This is a genomic window from Haloarcula sp. JP-L23 (assembly GCF_011602445.1).
In the GTDB taxonomy this organism is placed as follows: Archaea; Halobacteriota; Halobacteria; order Halobacteriales; family Haloarculaceae; genus Haloarcula; species Haloarcula pellucida.
The window spans coordinates 2,318,027-2,333,473 of sequence record NZ_CP050014.1; the positions used below are offsets into that span (position 1 = coordinate 2,318,027).

Genomic DNA, 15,447 nt, shown 5'->3' on the forward strand with positions numbered 1-15,447 from the left:
ACGAAACGGTGTGAACCACAGTCGCTTTGAGGATAGCGTCCCGAGTTCGCGACAATGAGTACAGCGACGGCCGACGTCTCGAAGCGGAAGGCGTGGCTGATGGCCGCCCGGCCACAGACGCTCCCAGCCGGGGCCGCCCCGGTCGTCGTCGGGACCGGACTCGCGGTCCACGCCGACGTCTTCGCACTGTTCCCGGCGCTTGCGGCGCTCGTCGGGGCCCTCCTCATACAGGTGGGGACGAACTTCGCGAACGACTACTACGACGCCATCAAAGGCGCCGACACGGACGAGCGAGAGGGGTTCACCCGGGTGACGGCGGGCGGTCTCATCGAACCCGACGCGGTCAAGCGGGCGATGATACTGACGTACGCCCTGGCCGTCGTCGTCGGCGTCTACCTCGTCGCCATCGGTGGCCTCCCCATCGTCGTCGTCGGCCTCTCGGGCATCGCCGCCGGCATCCTCTACACCGGCGGCCCGTTCCCCTACGGCTACCGCGGTCTGGGCGACTTGTTCGTCTTCCTCTACTTCGGCCTCGTCGCCGTCACTGGGACGTATTACGTGCAAGCGGTGTCGCGTATACCGGACGTCGGCGTGTTCCCGATGGCCCTTCCCGACGGGAGTCTCACAGTGGCCGCAGTCGTCGCAAGTCTGCCCGCCGCCGGCCTTTCGACAGCCATTCTCGTGGTCAACAACGTCCGCGACCGGGAGACGGACATGGCCGCCGGCAAGAAGACCCTGGCCGTCTACATGGGCTATCGGTGGAGCCGCGTCGAGTTCCTCGCTCTCGTCGGCATGGCCTACGTCGTCCCGGTGGTCTTCGCCCTCGACCCGACCTACGGACTACCGGCACTGGCACCGCTGCTCTCGTTGCCACTGGCCGCGAAGACGGGGAAGACGGTCCTGACAAACACCGACGGAACCGCACTCAACCCGGCCCTAGAGCGAATCGGACAGACGCTGTTTCTCCACTCGCTCCTCTTTGCGGCCGGCCTCGCGCTCCCGACGCTACTATGAGGACGACCCCGTTCTCGCTCCGGTTGAAGCGGCCGCTTGCCACCGCCGACGGAACCATCGCCGAACGCGAGGGTGTCGTCGTCCGCTACGACCACCGCGGGGAGACGGGCGTCGGGGAGTCGACGCCGCTCCCGGGGTGGACGGAGTCGCTCAACGCGTGTCGCTCGGGGTTGGCGGACGCCACCGCGGCCGAAGCGGACGGCGGCCACACCGCCGCGCTGCTGGCCCTCGACGCTACGGCGGTGCCCGCTGCTCGTCACGGGTTCGCCACGGCACTGCTTGACGCCGACGCCCGCGCCGACGGGGTGCCGCTGTATCGGTGGTTCGACCCCGACAGGCGCTGCCAGTCCGTCCCAGTCAACGCCACCGTCGGGGACGGCCGACCACAGGAGACGGCCGACGCCGTCGCCGACGCCGTCGACGCCGGCTTTGATTGCTGTAAGGTGAAGGTCGGCGCCAGACCGGTCGCTGACGACGTCGAGCGAATCCGGGCGGTCAGGGACTGCGTCGGCGACGACGTGACGCTCCGGGCCGACGCGAACGGCGCGTGGTCCCGGGACGAGGCCGAGACGGCCTTCGAGGAGTTAGCGTCGTTCGGCGTCGAGTACGTCGAACAGCCACTCGCTGCCGACGACATCGAAGGGCACGCGAGCCTTCGCGGCGGGTCGGTCGGCGTCGCGCTGGACGAGTCGCTGGTCGACCGGCGCGTCCACGCGATACTCGATGCGGACGCCGCCGACGTGTTGGTTCTCAAACCGATGGTGCTAGGTGGACCCGGCAACGCCCACACGCTGGCGATGCGGGCCCGCGAACGGGGCGTCGACCCCGTCGTCACGACGACCATCGACGGCGTCGTCGCCCGCCTCGCAGCGCTCCACGTCGCCGCCGCGATACCCGACGTGAGCGCGTGCGGCCTCGCCACCGGCGACCGGTTGGCGACGGACCTCGCGCCCGACCCCGCGACGGTGTCGGACGGCCGGATGTCGGTCCCACAATCGATCGGACTCGGCGTCGACCCCGCGGAGGTGGGTCCCGATGCGTGACCCGGTCGAGTGGCCGATTCGCGACTTGCTGACCCACAGAGTCCGGACGACGCCGGAGCGCACCGCGACGATCGACGCCGATACGGGCGAGGCGACGACCTACCGCGAACTGGACGCCCGGGCGGGCGACGCCGCCGCGGCGGTCGCCGCGCGCTGTGATACCCCCGGCGACACGGTCGCGACGCTGGTCGGCACCCGTCCCGCGGTCGGTCGCCTGTTGTTCGGCGCGATGCGGGTCGGTGCCACCCTCGCGCCGCTGAACGTCGACCTCGACCCGAGCAGCCTCTCTGCGCAACTGACGACACTCGATGCCGACCTCCTCGTCTGTGAACGCGAGACGGAAGAGCTGGCCGCTCGGGTCGCAGACTGCCCCGTGGTCTCCGTCGACGACCCGGAACGGACCGGCGTGAACGCCATGCAGTCGGACACTAGCGGAGTCGACCCGGTCGAAGTCGACCGCGATACGACGCAACTCGTCCTCTTCACCTCGGGGACGACGAGCGACCCGAAGGGCGTGCGGCTGACCGTCGGCAACCTCGTCGCCAGCGCCACGGCCTCGGCGTTCCGCCTCGGCGTGACGCCGTCGGACCGGTGGCTCGTCTGCCTGCCGACCTACCACATGGGCGGGCTGGCACCGTTCGTCCGGACCGCGCTCTACGGGTCGACGGTGGTCGTCCAGCGCGAGTTCGACCCGAGCGAGACGGCCCGCGTGCTGTCCGAGTTCGGCGTGACCGGCGTCTCGCTCGTGCCGACGATGCTCCGACGGTTAGTCGACTCCGGGTGGACGCCCGCTTCCGAACTCCGGTTCGTGTTGCTCGGTGGCGGTCCGGCGAGTCCAGCGTTGATAGACCGCTGCCGCGAGCGCGGCGTCCCGGTCTGTCCGACCTACGGCATGACCGAAACCGCCTCGCAGATAGCTACCGCGCTCCCCGAGACGGCGTTCGAGCATCGGGACACCGTCGGCCAGCCACTCGTCTGTACCGACGTGACCGTCGTCGACGACGGCGACCCGGTCGGCCCCGGCGAACGGGGCGAACTCGTCGTCGACGGACCGACAGTCACGCCGGGCTACCTCGACGCGGACCGGACCGAGGCGGCGTTCGGCGAATACGGCTTCCACACGGGGGACATCGGCTATCGCGACGAGGACGGACGGCTGTGGGTCCTCGGCCGCGTGGACGACCGCATCGTCACGGGCGGGGAGAACGTCGACGCCAGCGTCGTCGCCGACGCTATCAGGGACTGTCCGGGCGTCGAGGACGCCGCCGTCGTCGGCCTGGCCGACGAGGAGTGGGGCCAACGCGTCGCGGCGCTGGTGGTCGGCGACGTGACAGCCGAGCGCGTCAGCGACTACTGCCGAGACGAACTTGCACCCTACGAGGTGCCGAAGACGGTGGAAGTGGTCGAAGGGCTTCCGAGAACGGCCTCCGGAACGGTCGACCGGGACGCAGTGCGTGAGCGGTTGCAGGCGTAGCCACCGGTCCGGCCAAGCCGTTTTCTACTCGTACCGTCTACAGACGGTCGTGTGCACCATCGTCCTCGCGTGGCAGGTGTTCGAGGGAACGCCCGTGGCCTTCGCGGCCAACCGTGACGAACGCGTCGACCGACCCGCCGAACCGCCGGCGGTGCGCCAGTGGGGGACCCGCGTGGTCGCGCCGGCCGACGCCGAAGCGGGGGGAACGTGGGTCGGCTACAACGAGCACGGCCTGCTGGCCGCGGTAACCAACCGCTGGGTCGACGCCGACCTCGCCGGTGAGCGCTCCCGCGGCCTGCTGGTCCGGGACTGCCTGAGCCACGAGACGGCCGAGGACGCCGCCCGCGCCGTCGAGCGGGCGACCCGCGAGGCGGAGTACGACGGCTTCAACCTCCTGCTGGCCGACGAGAACGCCGCCCTCTTGCTGGAGTGGGACGGGCAACTCGCGGTGCGGAACTTCCAGCCCGGCGTCCACGTGGTCGTCAACGTCGGCGCCGACGGCGACTACCGTATCCCGGGCCACCGTCCCGACGTGGGCGAACAGCAGGCCGTCAACGCCGACCGCCTCCGCGAGGCGATACAGGTCGACCCCGGCGAGGGGGTCGCCGCGTGGCTGGACCGCACGAGCGAGACCATCGCCGACCACGACTACGGCGTCTGCGTCCACGGCGACGGCTTCGGTACCCGCTCGTCGTCGCTCATCACGCTAGGGGAGCACCGCCGCTACGAGTTCGCGGCGGGGCCGCCCTGCACTACCGAGTACCACCCGGTCGAAGGCCAGATTTAAGCGCCCGACCGTCGGTGTTGGTAACATAATGAGTTCGGCAGCGTCGGAGGCGGACCTCTCTGAGGACGAACGAGCCGGGTTAGAACTCATCCGCGAGTCCGGCGGTATCCATCAGAGCGACTTCTGGAAGGAGTTAGACGTCTCCTCCCGGAAGGGCAGTCGTATCGTCGAATCCCTCTTCGAGAAGGGGCTCATCCAGCGCGAGGAGACGGTCTACGAGGGCCACAACACGTACCATCTCACGCCCGCGGCCCGCGACCTCAACTTCTCGCTGCTGATGGCCGGCGACCAGTTGTCGCCGTTCATCGGCGACGAGGAGGTCGACCCACACGACGACGCCTTCTCCCAGTGGGTCATGAACCTCGCGTACCAGAACTGACCGGCCGGTTCCCGTTTTCCTCGGTACACGAGACCACAGGCCGAGCAGCGGCTATCCGAACGGTGAAAGAGAGAAACGCCGTCGCGACTACTCTTCGAGCGCGTCGGCGATGCGGTCCAGCGAGCGCCGAACGTCGTGGACCTCGTCGCGGAGCTTCCGGATTTCGCGGGTGAGTTCCTCGTTGTCGCTCCCGCTCTCTTCCTCGCGGCCGCGTCCGGGCGGCCCGCCGCCCATGCCGCCGGGGCCGCCTGGGCCGCCGCCCATCATGCCGCCCATCATCTGTGCGAAGGGGTTGCCCCCGCCGCCCATGCCGCCGGGGCCGCCGCCACCGCCCATCATCTCTTCCATGCGCTCTTCGCGGCTCATCTCGCCCTCTTCGCCTTCTTCGCGCTCCTCGGCGCGCTTCTGGCGAATCTCCTCGACGCGCTCGCGGAAGGACTTCTCTTCGTCGCCGTTCTCGCTCGATTCGGCCGTCTCGTCGGCGTTCTCGGGTTCGTCGTCTGCCATGCCTCCGGGTTCGGCTGGCCCGCTGAAAAGGGTTGTCGTGTCAGGCCAGCCGGCGCACGAGCGCCGAGAGGCCGATACCACAGCCCAGCAGGACGACGAGGTTGAATCCCGCCATGAACAGCGGTCGGTACCGGTGGGTGACGAACGTATCGACGGCCGCCGACACCGAAAAGTAGAACCGCAACGTGGCGATGAGGGCGACGACGACGAGGACGGTCAGCGCCGCCCACTCGAGGTACTCGACGGCTGAGCGACCCTCGTCGTCCGACGGATTTCGGTTCTCGGGCGACCCAGAGGGTGCAGAGGGGCCGCCCCGTTTCTGGTCGGTCGGTGCAGTCGGGTCGGTGGTGGGTTCCTCGGTCATGCGTGTCTCCGTGCGAGTCCGAGCGTCGCGACGACGAGTGCAACCAGCGCGGCGAGTGCGGTGAATCCGGGACCGCTCCCGCCGACAGTCGTCGCCTCCGCTCGTTCAGTCATCCGTTCCGGTGCCTCCGTCGCCTCCTCGAAGTCGCCGGAGTCGAACCCGACGTCGCGGCGCGTCTCGTTTTCGGTCAGCGTCTCCTGCGGGTCGAGGTTCGCGGGTGCGCTCTCCGTGGCGACGATGACGCCGTCCGACTGGAGGATGCCGTCCAGCCAGTAGTTGTAGCCGTCCGGGACGGTCAACTCCGTACTGACCGTCCGAGTCCGGCCGGGGCGAATCTGCCCCACTTCGAGCGCCGACGCGTCGGCGACGACGTTCGACTCCGCCTGCCGGGCGCGCATCCGGAGCGAGAGGCCGCCGGCCGAATCGTCGCCGCTGTTGGTGAGATACGCCGTCACGTTCAGCGTCGTCTCGTTGTTCTCGACGTCGGCGATACGGTACGAGATGGCCCGGAGCGGCGTGTTGGTGTTCTCGAACCGGTGGAACGAGACCGTCGAGCGAGCGTACGCCGGCGTCAGGGCGTCGACGTTCCTGACCATCCGCCGCTGGACGGATACGCGGCGGCCGTCCTCGTACACCGTCGTCTCGATGCGGTAGTCACCGTCGCGCTCGACGGTGAGGTTCCGGGTGAAGGAGACGTCTCGGTCGCCGCTGACGTTACCGAGTGACTGTCGTTCCGTCGTCGCTACCAGTCCGGTGTCGGTGTCGATAGCCCGCGTCACGACGGTGACGTTCTCGGCCATCCCACCTCGGTGTTCGAGGCTGGACGTGAGCGAGAGCGTCACCGTCTCGCCGGAGACGTCTGGGGCATCGACGTAGGACTCCCGGAGGTCGAGGTGACTCGGACGTACGTCCTCGGTGGGTTCCGAGAGGATGCCGGGGACCGCTGTCGCACTGGCGACCATCGTCAGCGTGAGGAGGGCGATGGCCCCAGCGAGTAGTACTTCGCGTCGCACGAGTGGAAGCGCGACACCGCCCGGTATATGTTTTGTGTGTGACTCGACTGGCGCGGATTGAACTCACCCGAACGCGCCGAGACTCGACTGGAGGTCCCGGTCGGTGCCGCCGTCAGTCACCTCGTAGCCGACGAGGGCACGCAAGTCGACGGCGTACGTGCTCCCGTTGTTGTCGAGGACGGCGACGCGACCTTTCGTCCCGCGGACCGTCCCCGTGGCGAGCGTCTCCGCCATCGGTCGCTCGGTGAGGGCGAGACCGTAGTCGAAGTCGTAGGTCGCAAGCGTCTCGTACTCGTCTAAGAGGGTCGACCAGAACTGTTCGTCGACGGACTCGTGGAGGCCGGCGATCTTCGTCGGGACGCGGACCCGGTCACCGAGGTCGGTGGCGACGTCGGCCTCTATCTGGCGGGCGATGCGGCCGTCGGCGACGGTCCGAAGGTGGGCCGCTCGGTCGGCCCCCTGCTCTCGCAACCGGGTTTCGAGGCGCCACGACCGCGTGACGCCCACTTTGACGGTGTCCGGCGCGAACACCGCCAGATAGACGGCATGTTCCTCGTCGCAGGCCTCGATAGGTTTGTTGCAGTCGCCGGTACACCGGGCGCAGGGCCACCTGCTCGTGTGTTCCGGGCAGTACGGCGCGTCCGCCCCGTCGCAAGCGTAGTGTCGCTCGCCGTCGACGGCACCGGCACAGTGGCGCTCGCCCAGTGCGTACATGAGTTCGGTCCCCGGTTCCAGTCGCTCGACGGTGACCGCCCCCTCGTCGGCGAGGAGCAGTGCGGCGTGGTCTTCGATACGAGAGTGGTACCCGACGACCTGCACGGCCGGGCGTTGGCGAGCGACCGGCAAAGGGCTACCGGGATGACGCTTTTGTCGTTCGAGTGAGAAATCTACGCTATGGCAGACCTCGAACTCACCAGTCCGGTGTTCGACGACGGCGAGCGCATCCCCGAGGAGTACGGCTACGCGGCGGCGAACACGAGTCCGCCACTGGAGATACACAACGTCCCCGACGGGGCCGAGTCGCTGGTCCTCGTCGTCGACGACCCCGACGCGAAGGAACCGGCCGGGAAAGTGTGGGACCACTGGGTCGTTTGGAACATTCCACCCGACGTCGGCGAGATTCCCGAGGGCACGACGCCCGGCGGCGCACTAGAGGGGCAGAACGACTTCGGCGAAGTCGGGTGGGGTGGGCCGAACCCGCCGGACCGCGAACACACCTACCGGTTTCTCCTGTACGCACTCGATACGACGCTTGACCTCAAACGCGGCGCGAGCAAGGACGACGTCTACGACGCCGCCAGCGGCCACATGGTCGGGAAAGCCGAACTGACCGGGACCTATCCCGCGAACTAGAGTTCGTCGAGGAGTTCGCGGGCGCACTGCCGCACCGCGTCGTCGCTCGACTGGGACGGCTCCCAGCCCAGCGCGGCGAGTTTGTCGATGGAGAGGCGCATCCGGGGAACGTCACCGGTCCAGCCACGGTCACCACCGGTGTACTCGTAGTCGGGGTCGACGCCCATCTCGTCGGCGACGATGTCGGCGATGCGGTCGACGGAAGTCGTCGTGCGCGTGCCGAGGTTGAACACGTTGTGGTCGGCGTCGGCGTGTTCGACGGCGTACTCCATGGCCTCGATACACTCCGAGACGTGCATGTAGGACTTCTGCTGGCGGCCGTCGCCGAGGATGGTCAGCGACTCGGGGTTCTCTCGCAACTTCTCGACGAAGTCCGGGATGACCGCACCGCGCAGGCGCGGGCCGACGATGTTGGCAAAGCGGAACACCCACGACTGCAGGTCGTGACTGTGGGCGTACGTGGAGACGAGCGACTCCTCTGCGAGTTTCGTCGCGCCGTAGACGCTAATGGGTTCCAGCGGCGCGTAGTCCTCCGGCGTCGGCCGCGGCGCCTCGCCGTACACAGTCGAAGACGACGTAAACACGAGGCGTTCGACGCCCACCTCGTCCATCCGTTCGAGGAGGTTGTACGTGATCTCGCTGTTGTCCGTGAACTGACGGCGCGGCGTGTCGGTGTCGACGAGTTTCGAGGCGGCGAGGTGGACCACGAGGTCGGTGTCAGCCGTGACTGTGTCCGCGACGACGGCGGGGTCGGTCAGGTCCCCCTCGACGAACGTCGCGTCGTCGTGGACCCACTCGCGCCGGCCGTTCGAGCCGTCGTCGACGACGAGGACGTCGTTGTCCGTGACGAGGCGTTCGACGAGGTGAGAGCCGATGAAGCCCGCACCGCCCGTGACGACGATGTGCTGGCCTTCGAGGTGCATACTCGGAGTCGACGCGGGCAGTCAAATAGCGTTCCGGTACTGCGATGAACGCCGTTTTATAGCTGCCGGGGCGAGTAGGGGATATGACGCGACTCAGCCGCCGCGGATTCCTCGCCGGAAGCGTCGCCCTCACCGGCGCGACTGCTGGCTGTCTCTCCGGAGGGTCCGGGGAGTCCGGAGACGACGGGTCCGACGGCCGTTCGGTCCCCACTGCGAGCGGACAACCCCTCTCGGCACCCGTCGCCGGCAACCCCGACGCCGACGTGACCGTCGCCGCCTACGAGGACTACGCCTGTCCCCACTGCAAGACGTACTCTCAGACGGTCTTTCCGAAGGTTCAAGAGAACTTCCTCGCCGACGGGACGGTTCGCTACGAGTTCCACGACTTCCCGATTCCGGTCGACGAGACCGCCTCGTGGCAGGCGGCAAACGCCGCCCGCAAGGTGCAGGACGCGGCGGGCGACGCCGCCTACTTCACCTACTCGAAGCGACTGTTCGAGAACCAGAGCCGTCTCGGTCCGGACGTGTACGCCGAACTCACCGACGGCCTCGACGTCGGCGGCGACGCCGTCCGCAAGGCCGCTACGGGTCGGACCTACGACCCGACGGTACAGGCCGACCGCGACAGGGCCGTCGAGAAGGGGCTGCGCGGCACCCCGACGGTCCTCGTGAACGACCAACCGGTCGAGTGGCAGGAGATAGCCTACGCACCCGTCCGGGACGCCATCCAGTCGGCGCTGAACGGATGAGCGACGACCACGAAGTCACGGTGCTGCGACTGGGCCACCGTCCCGGCCGTGACGAGCGCATGACGACCCACGTCGGCCTCACCGCCCGTGCGCTGGGCGCCGACCGCGTGGTGATGGCGGGGTCGGCCCGCGACCGAACCGACACCATCGTCGACATCACCGAGCGGTTCGGCGGCCCCTTCGAGGTAGACGTCACGCAGGAACCCAAACGGCTCATCCGCGACTTCGAGGGCACCGTCGTCCACCTCACGATGTACGGCGAACCGGTCCAGGACGTGGAAGACGACGTCCGCGAGGCACACGCTGAGGGGCCGCTCTTGCTGGTCGTCGGCGCCGAGAAGGTCCCCTTCGAGGTGTACGAGAACGCGGACTACAACGTCGGCGTGACGAACCAACCCCACTCGGAAGTGGCCTCGCTCGCGGTGTTCTTAGACCGCCTGTTCGAGGGGCGGGAACTCGACCGGGAGTGGGACGACCCGGACCGGGTCGTCGTCCCGATGGAGACGGGCAAGCGCGTGGTCGACCCCGATGAGGCCGATGCCGACGAGTAGCGAGCGACCGATGGTGCGCAAACGCACCGCGTTTACGAATTCCCGGGTGCGATCACCAGCGAGCGAGCCGGAGGTTTTAACCACGTGACCCACCGAGACACGGATAATGGCTTTTGAGGATCTCCTGGAGGACCCGGTTATACAGAAGTACCTCCACGAGCTAGTCGGACCGAAAGGGATGCCGGTTGCCGCCGCGCCGCCGGACGGCGAAGTGACCGACGAGGAACTGGCCGAGGAGCTCGGACTCGAACTCAACGACGTTCGCCGAGCGCTGTTCATCCTCTACGAGAACGATCTGGCGTCGTATCGACGCCTCCGCGACGAGGACTCGGGGTGGCTCACCTACCTCTGGACGTTCGAGTACGACAAGATACCCGAACAACTAGAGGAGGAGATGTACCGCCTGCTCGACGGCCTCGAAGAGCGCCGTCAGTACGAGCGCGACAACGAGTTCTATCTCTGTGAGCACTGCGGCATCCGCTTCGAGTTCGGGGAAGCGATGGAGTTCGGCTTCGAGTGCCCCGAGTGTGGCAACCAAATCGACGCCATGGAGAACACCCGCCTCGTGACCGCCATGGAGGAGCGCATCGACGAACTGCGCGACGAACTGAACGTCGAGACGGAAGCTGAGGCCTGATGGTCGTCCTCGGAACCAAAGTGTACGTCACGGGCGATACCCGTGACCGTGCGCTCGACGGCCTGCGGTCGCTGGTCGCCAACGAACTCGGCGACCTGGACGTGACGTTCGACATCGGCCACCGGGAGGACGACTTCCCGACGGTCACCGTCGACGGCCCCGACGCCACCGTCGCCCGGAACCTCCTGCGTGAGGAGTTCGGCGAGATGGTCACCTCCCACGAGGACGGCGAGACGTACGTCGGGACCCTCGACTCGTGGGACGACGACGGGTTCGTCTTAGACGTCGGGTTCGGACAGGAGGTCCGCATCCCCGCGGACAACCTGAACCTCGGACAGGGGTCGCCCGCCCAGATTCGCAAGCGGTTCGGCATCGTCCAGCACATGCCGCTTCGCTTCGTCGCCGGCGACGACCCGCGACTCGCCGACGAGGAAGTCGACCGCCTCTACGACTGGTCGCGCGGGAACGGTCGGGTCAACGCCAACAGCGTCACCCGGTCGAACGCCCGTGCGACGGTCAACCGGGCCGGCCACGCACAGGACATCGTGACCGTCGAGCGCATCGGCCTCCTCGAACAGAGCATCGTCTGTAACCCCGACACCGACGCGCCGGGCATCCTGTCCGACATCGGCCGGTTCATGCAATCGGAACTCCTCGCCGTCGTTCCCTGAGCTATGCAACGCCGCCACCTCGCTCTCCTCGGTATCGTCGCGCTGGTCGCGCTCTCTGGCTGTAGTGGTATATTCGGGCAACAGAACATCGACCCGAACCAACTCAACCAGAACGCCACCTACGACTGGGACACACAGTCAAACGCGTCTGTCGTCCTCGACCGATCGTCGTACAGAGCGGTCTACGACGTCCGAAACAACGACACCTTCGAGGTGTACGACCGCGACGGCCTCGGGCGCGAACAGGCCGTCCCGATTCGGGCGCTGAAGTTCCGTTACGCGAACGGCACCGTCATCACGGAGGCCAACTCGTCGCTCAACGCGACCCGCGGCGGGAGTCAAACGACCATCCGGTTCCCGGGTAACGTCACCGGACAGGTCGCCTACAGCGCCCCGCGCAGCGGGAAGTCCTACGCGACACCGACCCACCTCGATGGTGCGACCTATCAGGTGACACTGCCACCGGGGGCTCGGGTCGGTATCCCGATGCTCTCGCAGGTCAGCCCCGGCGGCTACGAGACTGGCGTCGACGAGGAGACCAACCGAATGACCGTGCGGTGGTCCCAACCGGTCGACGCCCGACAGGTGAGTGTCAGGTACTACCTCGAACGCGACCTGCTCATCTTCGGTGGCCTCGCCCTCGTGGCTATCCTGATCGGTGGCGGCGGCACGCTGTACTACTACCGACAGTTGCAGGCGGTCAAACGAAAGCGCAAGGAGGCTGGCATCGACCTCGAAGAAGAGCAGGAGGACGACGACCCGCGGGACCGCGGTCCGCCGCCGGGAATGCGCTGACGGACGACAAACAGTATTTGTATCGCCACACCGTACCCCGGTGTATGCGCGTCGCGGTGGTCACGGTCGGGGACGAACTGCTCGCCGGAGAGACGGTCAACACGAACGCGGCGTGGCTGGGCCGACAGCTAGCCGACCGCGGCGTCACCGTCGAGCGAACGACCGTCGTCCCGGACCGAATCGCCGACATCGCACGGGTCGTCAACGAGTATCACGCCGAGTACGACGCGGTCATCGTGACCGGCGGCCTCGGTCCGACCCACGACGACGTGACGATAGACGGTGTCGCGGCCGCGTTCGGTCGTGACGTGGTCGAGAGCGAGGAGGCTCTGGCGTGGCTCGAAGAACACGGCGGCTACACCCGCGACGACCTCACCGACGGCACGGGCGAGGTGCCTGAGGGGAGCCGCGTCCTCCCGAATCACGAGGGAGTCGCTCCCGGATGTGTAGTCGAGCAGTGTTACGTGCTTCCCGGCGTTCCCGACGAGATGAAGCGGATGTTCGAGGAGGTGGCCGGGGAGTTCAGCGGCCAGAAACAGTACGTCCGGACCGTCGACGCCGCCGAACCCGAGAGCGCGCTCCTCGACAGACTCGCGGCGGTACAAGAGCGGTTCCCCGTCAAGGTCGGGAGCTATCCCGGCGAGACCGTCACAGTGCGGTTCGAGGGGCCTGACGAGGCCGTCGTCGAAGAAGCGGCGGCGTGGCTACACGAGCGAGTCGACGCACCCGAGAGCGAGTGAGCACCGAGCCTCAGCGGTAGAGGTACTGGAGCCAGAGTGCTGTAAGCAAGAGCCCGCCGAGCGTGATGACCGCCCCGGCGGCACTGATGACGCCGGTCTGGACGTTCGCCTGCAGTAGTTCGAGCATACCGGCACTTCAGTGGCGGGTGGCTTGAAAGACACGCTCCCGGGTGCCTTTTGCCGCCGGGTATCCAACCGACTGCTATGCGACGTATCGGTGTCGTGGTCAACCCCATCGCCGGCATGGGTGGCCGCGTGGGACTGAAGGGAACCGACGGCAAGGTCGCCGAAGCACGCGAGCGCGGGGCCGAGCAGCGCGCACCGGACCGGGCACACGAAGCGCTCGAAGCACTTGCAGCCACGGGTGCGGACGTCGAACTCCTCACCTACGGCGACCCGATGGGTGCCTCGCTCGCCCGCGAGGCGGGGTTCGACCCGGTGGTCGTCGGCCACCCCGAGAACCCGGACGTGACTTCGAGTGCGGACACCAGAGCAGCGGTCCGGGCCTTCGTCGACCACGGCGTCGACGTCATCGGGTTCGTGGGCGGGGACGGCACCGCCGTCGACGTGGCAGAGACGCTCGACGAACTGGACGACGAGACGCCGATTCTCGGCGTTCCGGCGGGCGTCAAGGTGTACTCGTCGGTGTTCGGCGTCTCGCCCCGCGCGGCCGGACGCATCCTCGGTTCCTTCTCAGAGACGGAACCCGCCGAGGTCAACGACATCGACGAGGACGCGTTCAGAGGGGGCGAGGTGGTGACCGAACTGCGGGCCGTCGCCACCGTCCCGGTCGCCGACCAGCGCCAATCGGCCAAGCAGTTGGGCGGCGGCACCGTCGAGACGCTGTCCGAGGGGGTCGCCGAGGGCGTTCGCCCGGGCGTCACGTACGTGCTTGGGCCCGGGAGTACCGTCGGGGCAATCAAAGAGAAACTGGGGTTCGACGGAACGACGCTGGGCGTCGACGTCTGGCGGGACGGGGACCTCCTCGTCGCGGACGCCGCCGAGTCGGACATTCTGGACGCACTCGGCGAGGAGAACGTCATCGTCGTCTCGCCCATCGGCGGGCAAGGGTTCGTCTTCGGACGGGGCAACCAGCAGCTCTCGCCGGCAGTCATCCGTCAATGCGACGTCGAAGTCGTCGCGTCCCGTCGAAAACTCGACGACATCGGGACGCTCCGTGTCGACACCGGCGACTCGGCGTTAGACGCCGAACTAGAGGGGTGGCTCAAAGTCCGCGTCGGACGGTACGAACGGCGCCTCGTCGAAGTCGTCGCCTGACAGACGTGGATCGACAGCCGGCCACATCAAGTGATTGTATTCGACTGTCGGCATTAATTGGTGTATAGTGAAGATTAAGGTCGGTGACGTATAAGAAAGGTCATATGGAAACGCGGAAAGTCCAGCGCCTCGGCCCCTCCACCCTCGCTATGACGTTACCGGCGGAGTGGGCGAGCGCACACGACGTCGAAAAAGGCGACGAAGTGTCACTCCGGATGGGCGGGAAAGGCACGCTGACTGTGATGCCCGAGTCCGTCCAGACCGAGGAGTCAGAAGCGATAATCCACGCCCAGAACCTCGATGCCGACGCCGTCGAACGGGCCATCGTCGCCCAGTACGTCCTCGGTCGGCGCATCATCCACGTCGAAGCCCCCGAGGGGCAGACGCTCGATTCGGCCCACATCAACGCCGTCTACAACGCAGAGACGCAGTTGATGGGGCTGGGTGTCATCGAGGAGACCCCCCAGCGCATCACCATCCGCTGTTCGGTCGACCCCGAGGACTTCACGCTCGACAACCTACTGGAACGACTGGAGTCGACCGGGTCGACCATGCGTAACGAGGCGGTCAAGGCGCTCGCCCACGGCAACCCCGACCTCGCCCAGCGGGCGCTGAATCGGGAACGGCAGGCCAACAAGATTTTCGTCCTGTTGCTTCGCCTCATCTTCACCTCCTATCAGAACCCCAATCTCGCGCGGGCGGTGGGGCTCGAAGACGGCTTCCCGCTCATCGGGTACCGCTCTATCGCGAAGAACCTCGAACTGACCGCCGACAACGCCGAGGACATCGCGGAGATCGCGCTGGAAGCGCCCGACCACGCCCTCGACGTCGACAGTTCGACGATGCGGCGCATCCGTGACTTCACCGACGAGGTCAACGAGATAACCGCGATGGCCGTACAGGCCGCCGTCAACCGGAACTACGACACCGCCATCGAGGTCAGTGAGGCGTACTCCGATATCGGCGATAAGGAACACGATATCCTCAACGACCTGCCGGAGATGGACAACCAGAAACTGCTGCAGGTCCGCGAAGTGCTCGTCAGCCTCCAGCAGACCGCCGAGTACGCCGTCAGGAACGCGGAGATAGCGACCAACCTCGCGCTGGACGAGGAGTCCGAACACACGACCATCCAGTAACGGTCGTCGGAATCGACCGATTTTCGCCGC

19 protein-coding genes are annotated in these 15,447 nt (G+C 67.3%); 14 read left to right on the forward strand and 5 right to left on the reverse strand.

Annotated features, from left to right (window positions below):
* Positions 1-54 precede the first annotated feature (54 nt).
* The 5 genes from G9465_RS11845 to G9465_RS11865 are packed head-to-tail and all read left to right on the forward strand — an operon-like array spanning position 55 to position 4,697.
* Positions 55-1,014, forward strand: coding sequence for a 1,4-dihydroxy-2-naphthoate polyprenyltransferase (locus tag G9465_RS11845; protein ID WP_166970207.1), 960 nt, complete (start codon positions 55-57; stop codon positions 1,012-1,014).
* Positions 1,011-2,057 (forward strand): mandelate racemase/muconate lactonizing enzyme family protein, encoded by a 1,047-nt coding sequence (locus G9465_RS11850; protein ID WP_166970209.1) that lies wholly within the window; start codon positions 1,011-1,013, stop codon positions 2,055-2,057. Before G9465_RS11845 ends, G9465_RS11850 begins: the two co-directional genes overlap by 4 nt.
* Entirely contained in the window at positions 2,050-3,531 is a 1,482-nt protein-coding gene (locus G9465_RS11855) for a class I adenylate-forming enzyme family protein (RefSeq protein WP_166970211.1), read from the forward strand. Before G9465_RS11850 ends, G9465_RS11855 begins: the two co-directional genes overlap by 8 nt.
* A gap of 49 nt (positions 3,532-3,580) precedes the next feature.
* A complete protein-coding gene (locus G9465_RS11860) occupies positions 3,581-4,318 on the forward strand; it encodes an NRDE family protein (protein ID WP_166970213.1) in 738 nt (245 codons plus the stop codon).
* 28 nt (positions 4,319-4,346) lie between these two features.
* Positions 4,347-4,697 carry a MarR family transcriptional regulator gene (locus G9465_RS11865; RefSeq protein WP_166970215.1) on the forward strand — a complete coding sequence of 117 codons (351 nt, stop codon included), beginning with the start codon at positions 4,347-4,349 and terminating at the stop codon, positions 4,695-4,697.
* An 87-nt stretch (positions 4,698-4,784) separates the two neighbouring features.
* On the opposite strand, the gene G9465_RS11870 is transcribed toward G9465_RS11865, so the two are convergent.
* The 4 genes from G9465_RS11870 to G9465_RS11885 form a co-directional block, all read right to left on the reverse strand.
* Positions 4,785-5,204: a hypothetical protein gene (locus G9465_RS11870; RefSeq protein ID WP_166970217.1), complete on the reverse strand. Its 420-nt coding sequence runs from the start codon at positions 5,202-5,204 to the stop codon at positions 4,785-4,787.
* A 40-nt stretch (positions 5,205-5,244) separates the two neighbouring features.
* Positions 5,245-5,568, reverse strand: a complete 324-nt coding sequence (locus tag G9465_RS25605; RefSeq protein WP_227015541.1) for a hypothetical protein — start codon at positions 5,566-5,568, stop codon at positions 5,245-5,247.
* Positions 5,565-6,581, reverse strand: coding sequence for a PGF-CTERM sorting domain-containing protein (locus G9465_RS11880; protein ID WP_166970219.1), 1,017 nt, complete (start codon positions 6,579-6,581; stop codon positions 5,565-5,567). The genes G9465_RS25605 and G9465_RS11880 overlap by 4 nt, the downstream gene beginning before the upstream one ends.
* Positions 6,582-6,644: 63 nt before the next feature.
* On the reverse strand, positions 6,645-7,400 hold the full coding sequence (locus tag G9465_RS11885) for a DUF2797 domain-containing protein (protein WP_394353967.1): 756 nt from the start codon (positions 7,398-7,400) through the stop codon (positions 6,645-6,647).
* 75 nt (positions 7,401-7,475) lie between these two features.
* On the opposite strand from G9465_RS11885, the gene G9465_RS11890 reads away from it, so the two are divergent.
* On the forward strand, positions 7,476-7,934 hold the full coding sequence (locus G9465_RS11890; protein WP_166970223.1) for a YbhB/YbcL family Raf kinase inhibitor-like protein: 459 nt from the start codon (positions 7,476-7,478) through the stop codon (positions 7,932-7,934).
* On the opposite strand, the gene G9465_RS11895 is transcribed toward G9465_RS11890, so the two are convergent.
* Positions 7,931-8,857: an NAD-dependent epimerase/dehydratase family protein gene (locus G9465_RS11895; protein ID WP_166970225.1), complete on the reverse strand. Its 927-nt coding sequence runs from the start codon at positions 8,855-8,857 to the stop codon at positions 7,931-7,933. The genes G9465_RS11890 and G9465_RS11895 overlap by 4 nt on opposite strands.
* An 83-nt stretch (positions 8,858-8,940) precedes the next feature.
* Here G9465_RS11895 and G9465_RS11900 point away from each other — a divergent pair, with 83 nt between their 5' ends.
* The 8 genes from G9465_RS11900 to G9465_RS11935 all read left to right on the forward strand — a co-directional run bounded on the left by G9465_RS11900 (position 8,941) and on the right by G9465_RS11935 (position 15,417).
* The gene (locus G9465_RS11900; RefSeq protein ID WP_166970227.1) at positions 8,941-9,606 is read left to right on the forward strand and encodes a thioredoxin domain-containing protein; all 666 of its coding nucleotides are present in this window, start codon (positions 8,941-8,943) and stop codon (positions 9,604-9,606) included.
* Positions 9,603-10,157 (forward strand): tRNA (cytidine(56)-2'-O)-methyltransferase, encoded by a 555-nt coding sequence (locus G9465_RS11905; protein WP_166970229.1) that lies wholly within the window; start codon positions 9,603-9,605, stop codon positions 10,155-10,157. The genes G9465_RS11900 and G9465_RS11905 overlap by 4 nt, the downstream gene beginning before the upstream one ends.
* Positions 10,158-10,263: 106 nt before the next feature.
* On the forward strand, positions 10,264-10,794 hold the full coding sequence (gene tfe / locus G9465_RS11910) for a transcription factor E (RefSeq protein WP_166970231.1): 531 nt from the start codon (positions 10,264-10,266) through the stop codon (positions 10,792-10,794).
* Positions 10,794-11,465: a DUF2110 family protein gene (locus tag G9465_RS11915; protein ID WP_166970233.1), complete on the forward strand. Its 672-nt coding sequence runs from the start codon at positions 10,794-10,796 to the stop codon at positions 11,463-11,465. The genes tfe and G9465_RS11915 overlap by 1 nt, the downstream gene beginning before the upstream one ends.
* A 3-nt stretch (positions 11,466-11,468) precedes the next feature.
* Entirely contained in the window at positions 11,469-12,260 is a 792-nt protein-coding gene (locus tag G9465_RS11920; RefSeq protein ID WP_166970235.1) for a DUF5803 family protein, read from the forward strand.
* 44 nt (positions 12,261-12,304) lie between these two features.
* Complete coding sequence (locus tag G9465_RS11925) at positions 12,305-13,000, forward strand: molybdopterin-binding protein (RefSeq protein WP_166970237.1); 696 nt, start codon at positions 12,305-12,307, stop codon at positions 12,998-13,000.
* 204 nt (positions 13,001-13,204) lie between these two features.
* The gene (locus G9465_RS11930; RefSeq protein WP_166970239.1) at positions 13,205-14,278 is read left to right on the forward strand and encodes an ATP-NAD kinase family protein; all 1,074 of its coding nucleotides are present in this window, start codon (positions 13,205-13,207) and stop codon (positions 14,276-14,278) included.
* A gap of 104 nt (positions 14,279-14,382) precedes the next feature.
* Positions 14,383-15,417, forward strand: a complete 1,035-nt coding sequence (locus G9465_RS11935) for a phosphate uptake regulator PhoU (protein WP_166970241.1) — start codon at positions 14,383-14,385, stop codon at positions 15,415-15,417.
* The last annotated feature ends 30 nt before the right edge of the window (positions 15,418-15,447 follow it).

Excerpts from the sequence above, each read along its gene's own strand:
- G9465_RS11900 (WP_166970227.1), top strand. The coding sequence starts at position 8,941 with ATGACGCGACTCAGCCGCCGCGGATTCCTCGCCGGAAGCGTCGCCCTC.
- G9465_RS11935 (WP_166970241.1), top strand. The coding sequence starts at position 14,383 with ATGGAAACGCGGAAAGTCCAGCGCCTCGGCCCCTCCACCCTCGCTATG.
- tfe (WP_166970231.1), top strand. The coding sequence starts at position 10,264 with ATGGCTTTTGAGGATCTCCTGGAGGACCCGGTTATACAGAAGTACCTC.
- G9465_RS11855 (WP_166970211.1), top strand. The coding sequence starts at position 2,050 with ATGCGTGACCCGGTCGAGTGGCCGATTCGCGACTTGCTGACCCACAGA.
- G9465_RS11915 (WP_166970233.1), top strand. The coding sequence starts at position 10,794 with ATGGTCGTCCTCGGAACCAAAGTGTACGTCACGGGCGATACCCGTGAC.
- G9465_RS11925 (WP_166970237.1), top strand. The coding sequence starts at position 12,305 with ATGCGCGTCGCGGTGGTCACGGTCGGGGACGAACTGCTCGCCGGAGAG.
- G9465_RS11905 (WP_166970229.1), top strand. The coding sequence starts at position 9,603 with ATGAGCGACGACCACGAAGTCACGGTGCTGCGACTGGGCCACCGTCCC.
- G9465_RS11890 (WP_166970223.1), top strand. The coding sequence starts at position 7,476 with ATGGCAGACCTCGAACTCACCAGTCCGGTGTTCGACGACGGCGAGCGC.
- G9465_RS11850 (WP_166970209.1), top strand. The coding sequence starts at position 1,011 with ATGAGGACGACCCCGTTCTCGCTCCGGTTGAAGCGGCCGCTTGCCACC.
- G9465_RS11845 (WP_166970207.1), top strand. The coding sequence starts at position 55 with ATGAGTACAGCGACGGCCGACGTCTCGAAGCGGAAGGCGTGGCTGATG.
- G9465_RS11895 (WP_166970225.1), bottom strand. The coding sequence starts at position 8,857 with ATGCACCTCGAAGGCCAGCACATCGTCGTCACGGGCGGTGCGGGCTTC.
- G9465_RS11920 (WP_166970235.1), top strand. The coding sequence starts at position 11,469 with ATGCAACGCCGCCACCTCGCTCTCCTCGGTATCGTCGCGCTGGTCGCG.
- G9465_RS25605 (WP_227015541.1), bottom strand. The coding sequence starts at position 5,568 with ATGACCGAGGAACCCACCACCGACCCGACTGCACCGACCGACCAGAAA.
- G9465_RS11930 (WP_166970239.1), top strand. The coding sequence starts at position 13,205 with ATGCGACGTATCGGTGTCGTGGTCAACCCCATCGCCGGCATGGGTGGC.
- G9465_RS11870 (WP_166970217.1), bottom strand. The coding sequence starts at position 5,204 with ATGGCAGACGACGAACCCGAGAACGCCGACGAGACGGCCGAATCGAGC.
- G9465_RS11865 (WP_166970215.1), top strand. The coding sequence starts at position 4,347 with ATGAGTTCGGCAGCGTCGGAGGCGGACCTCTCTGAGGACGAACGAGCC.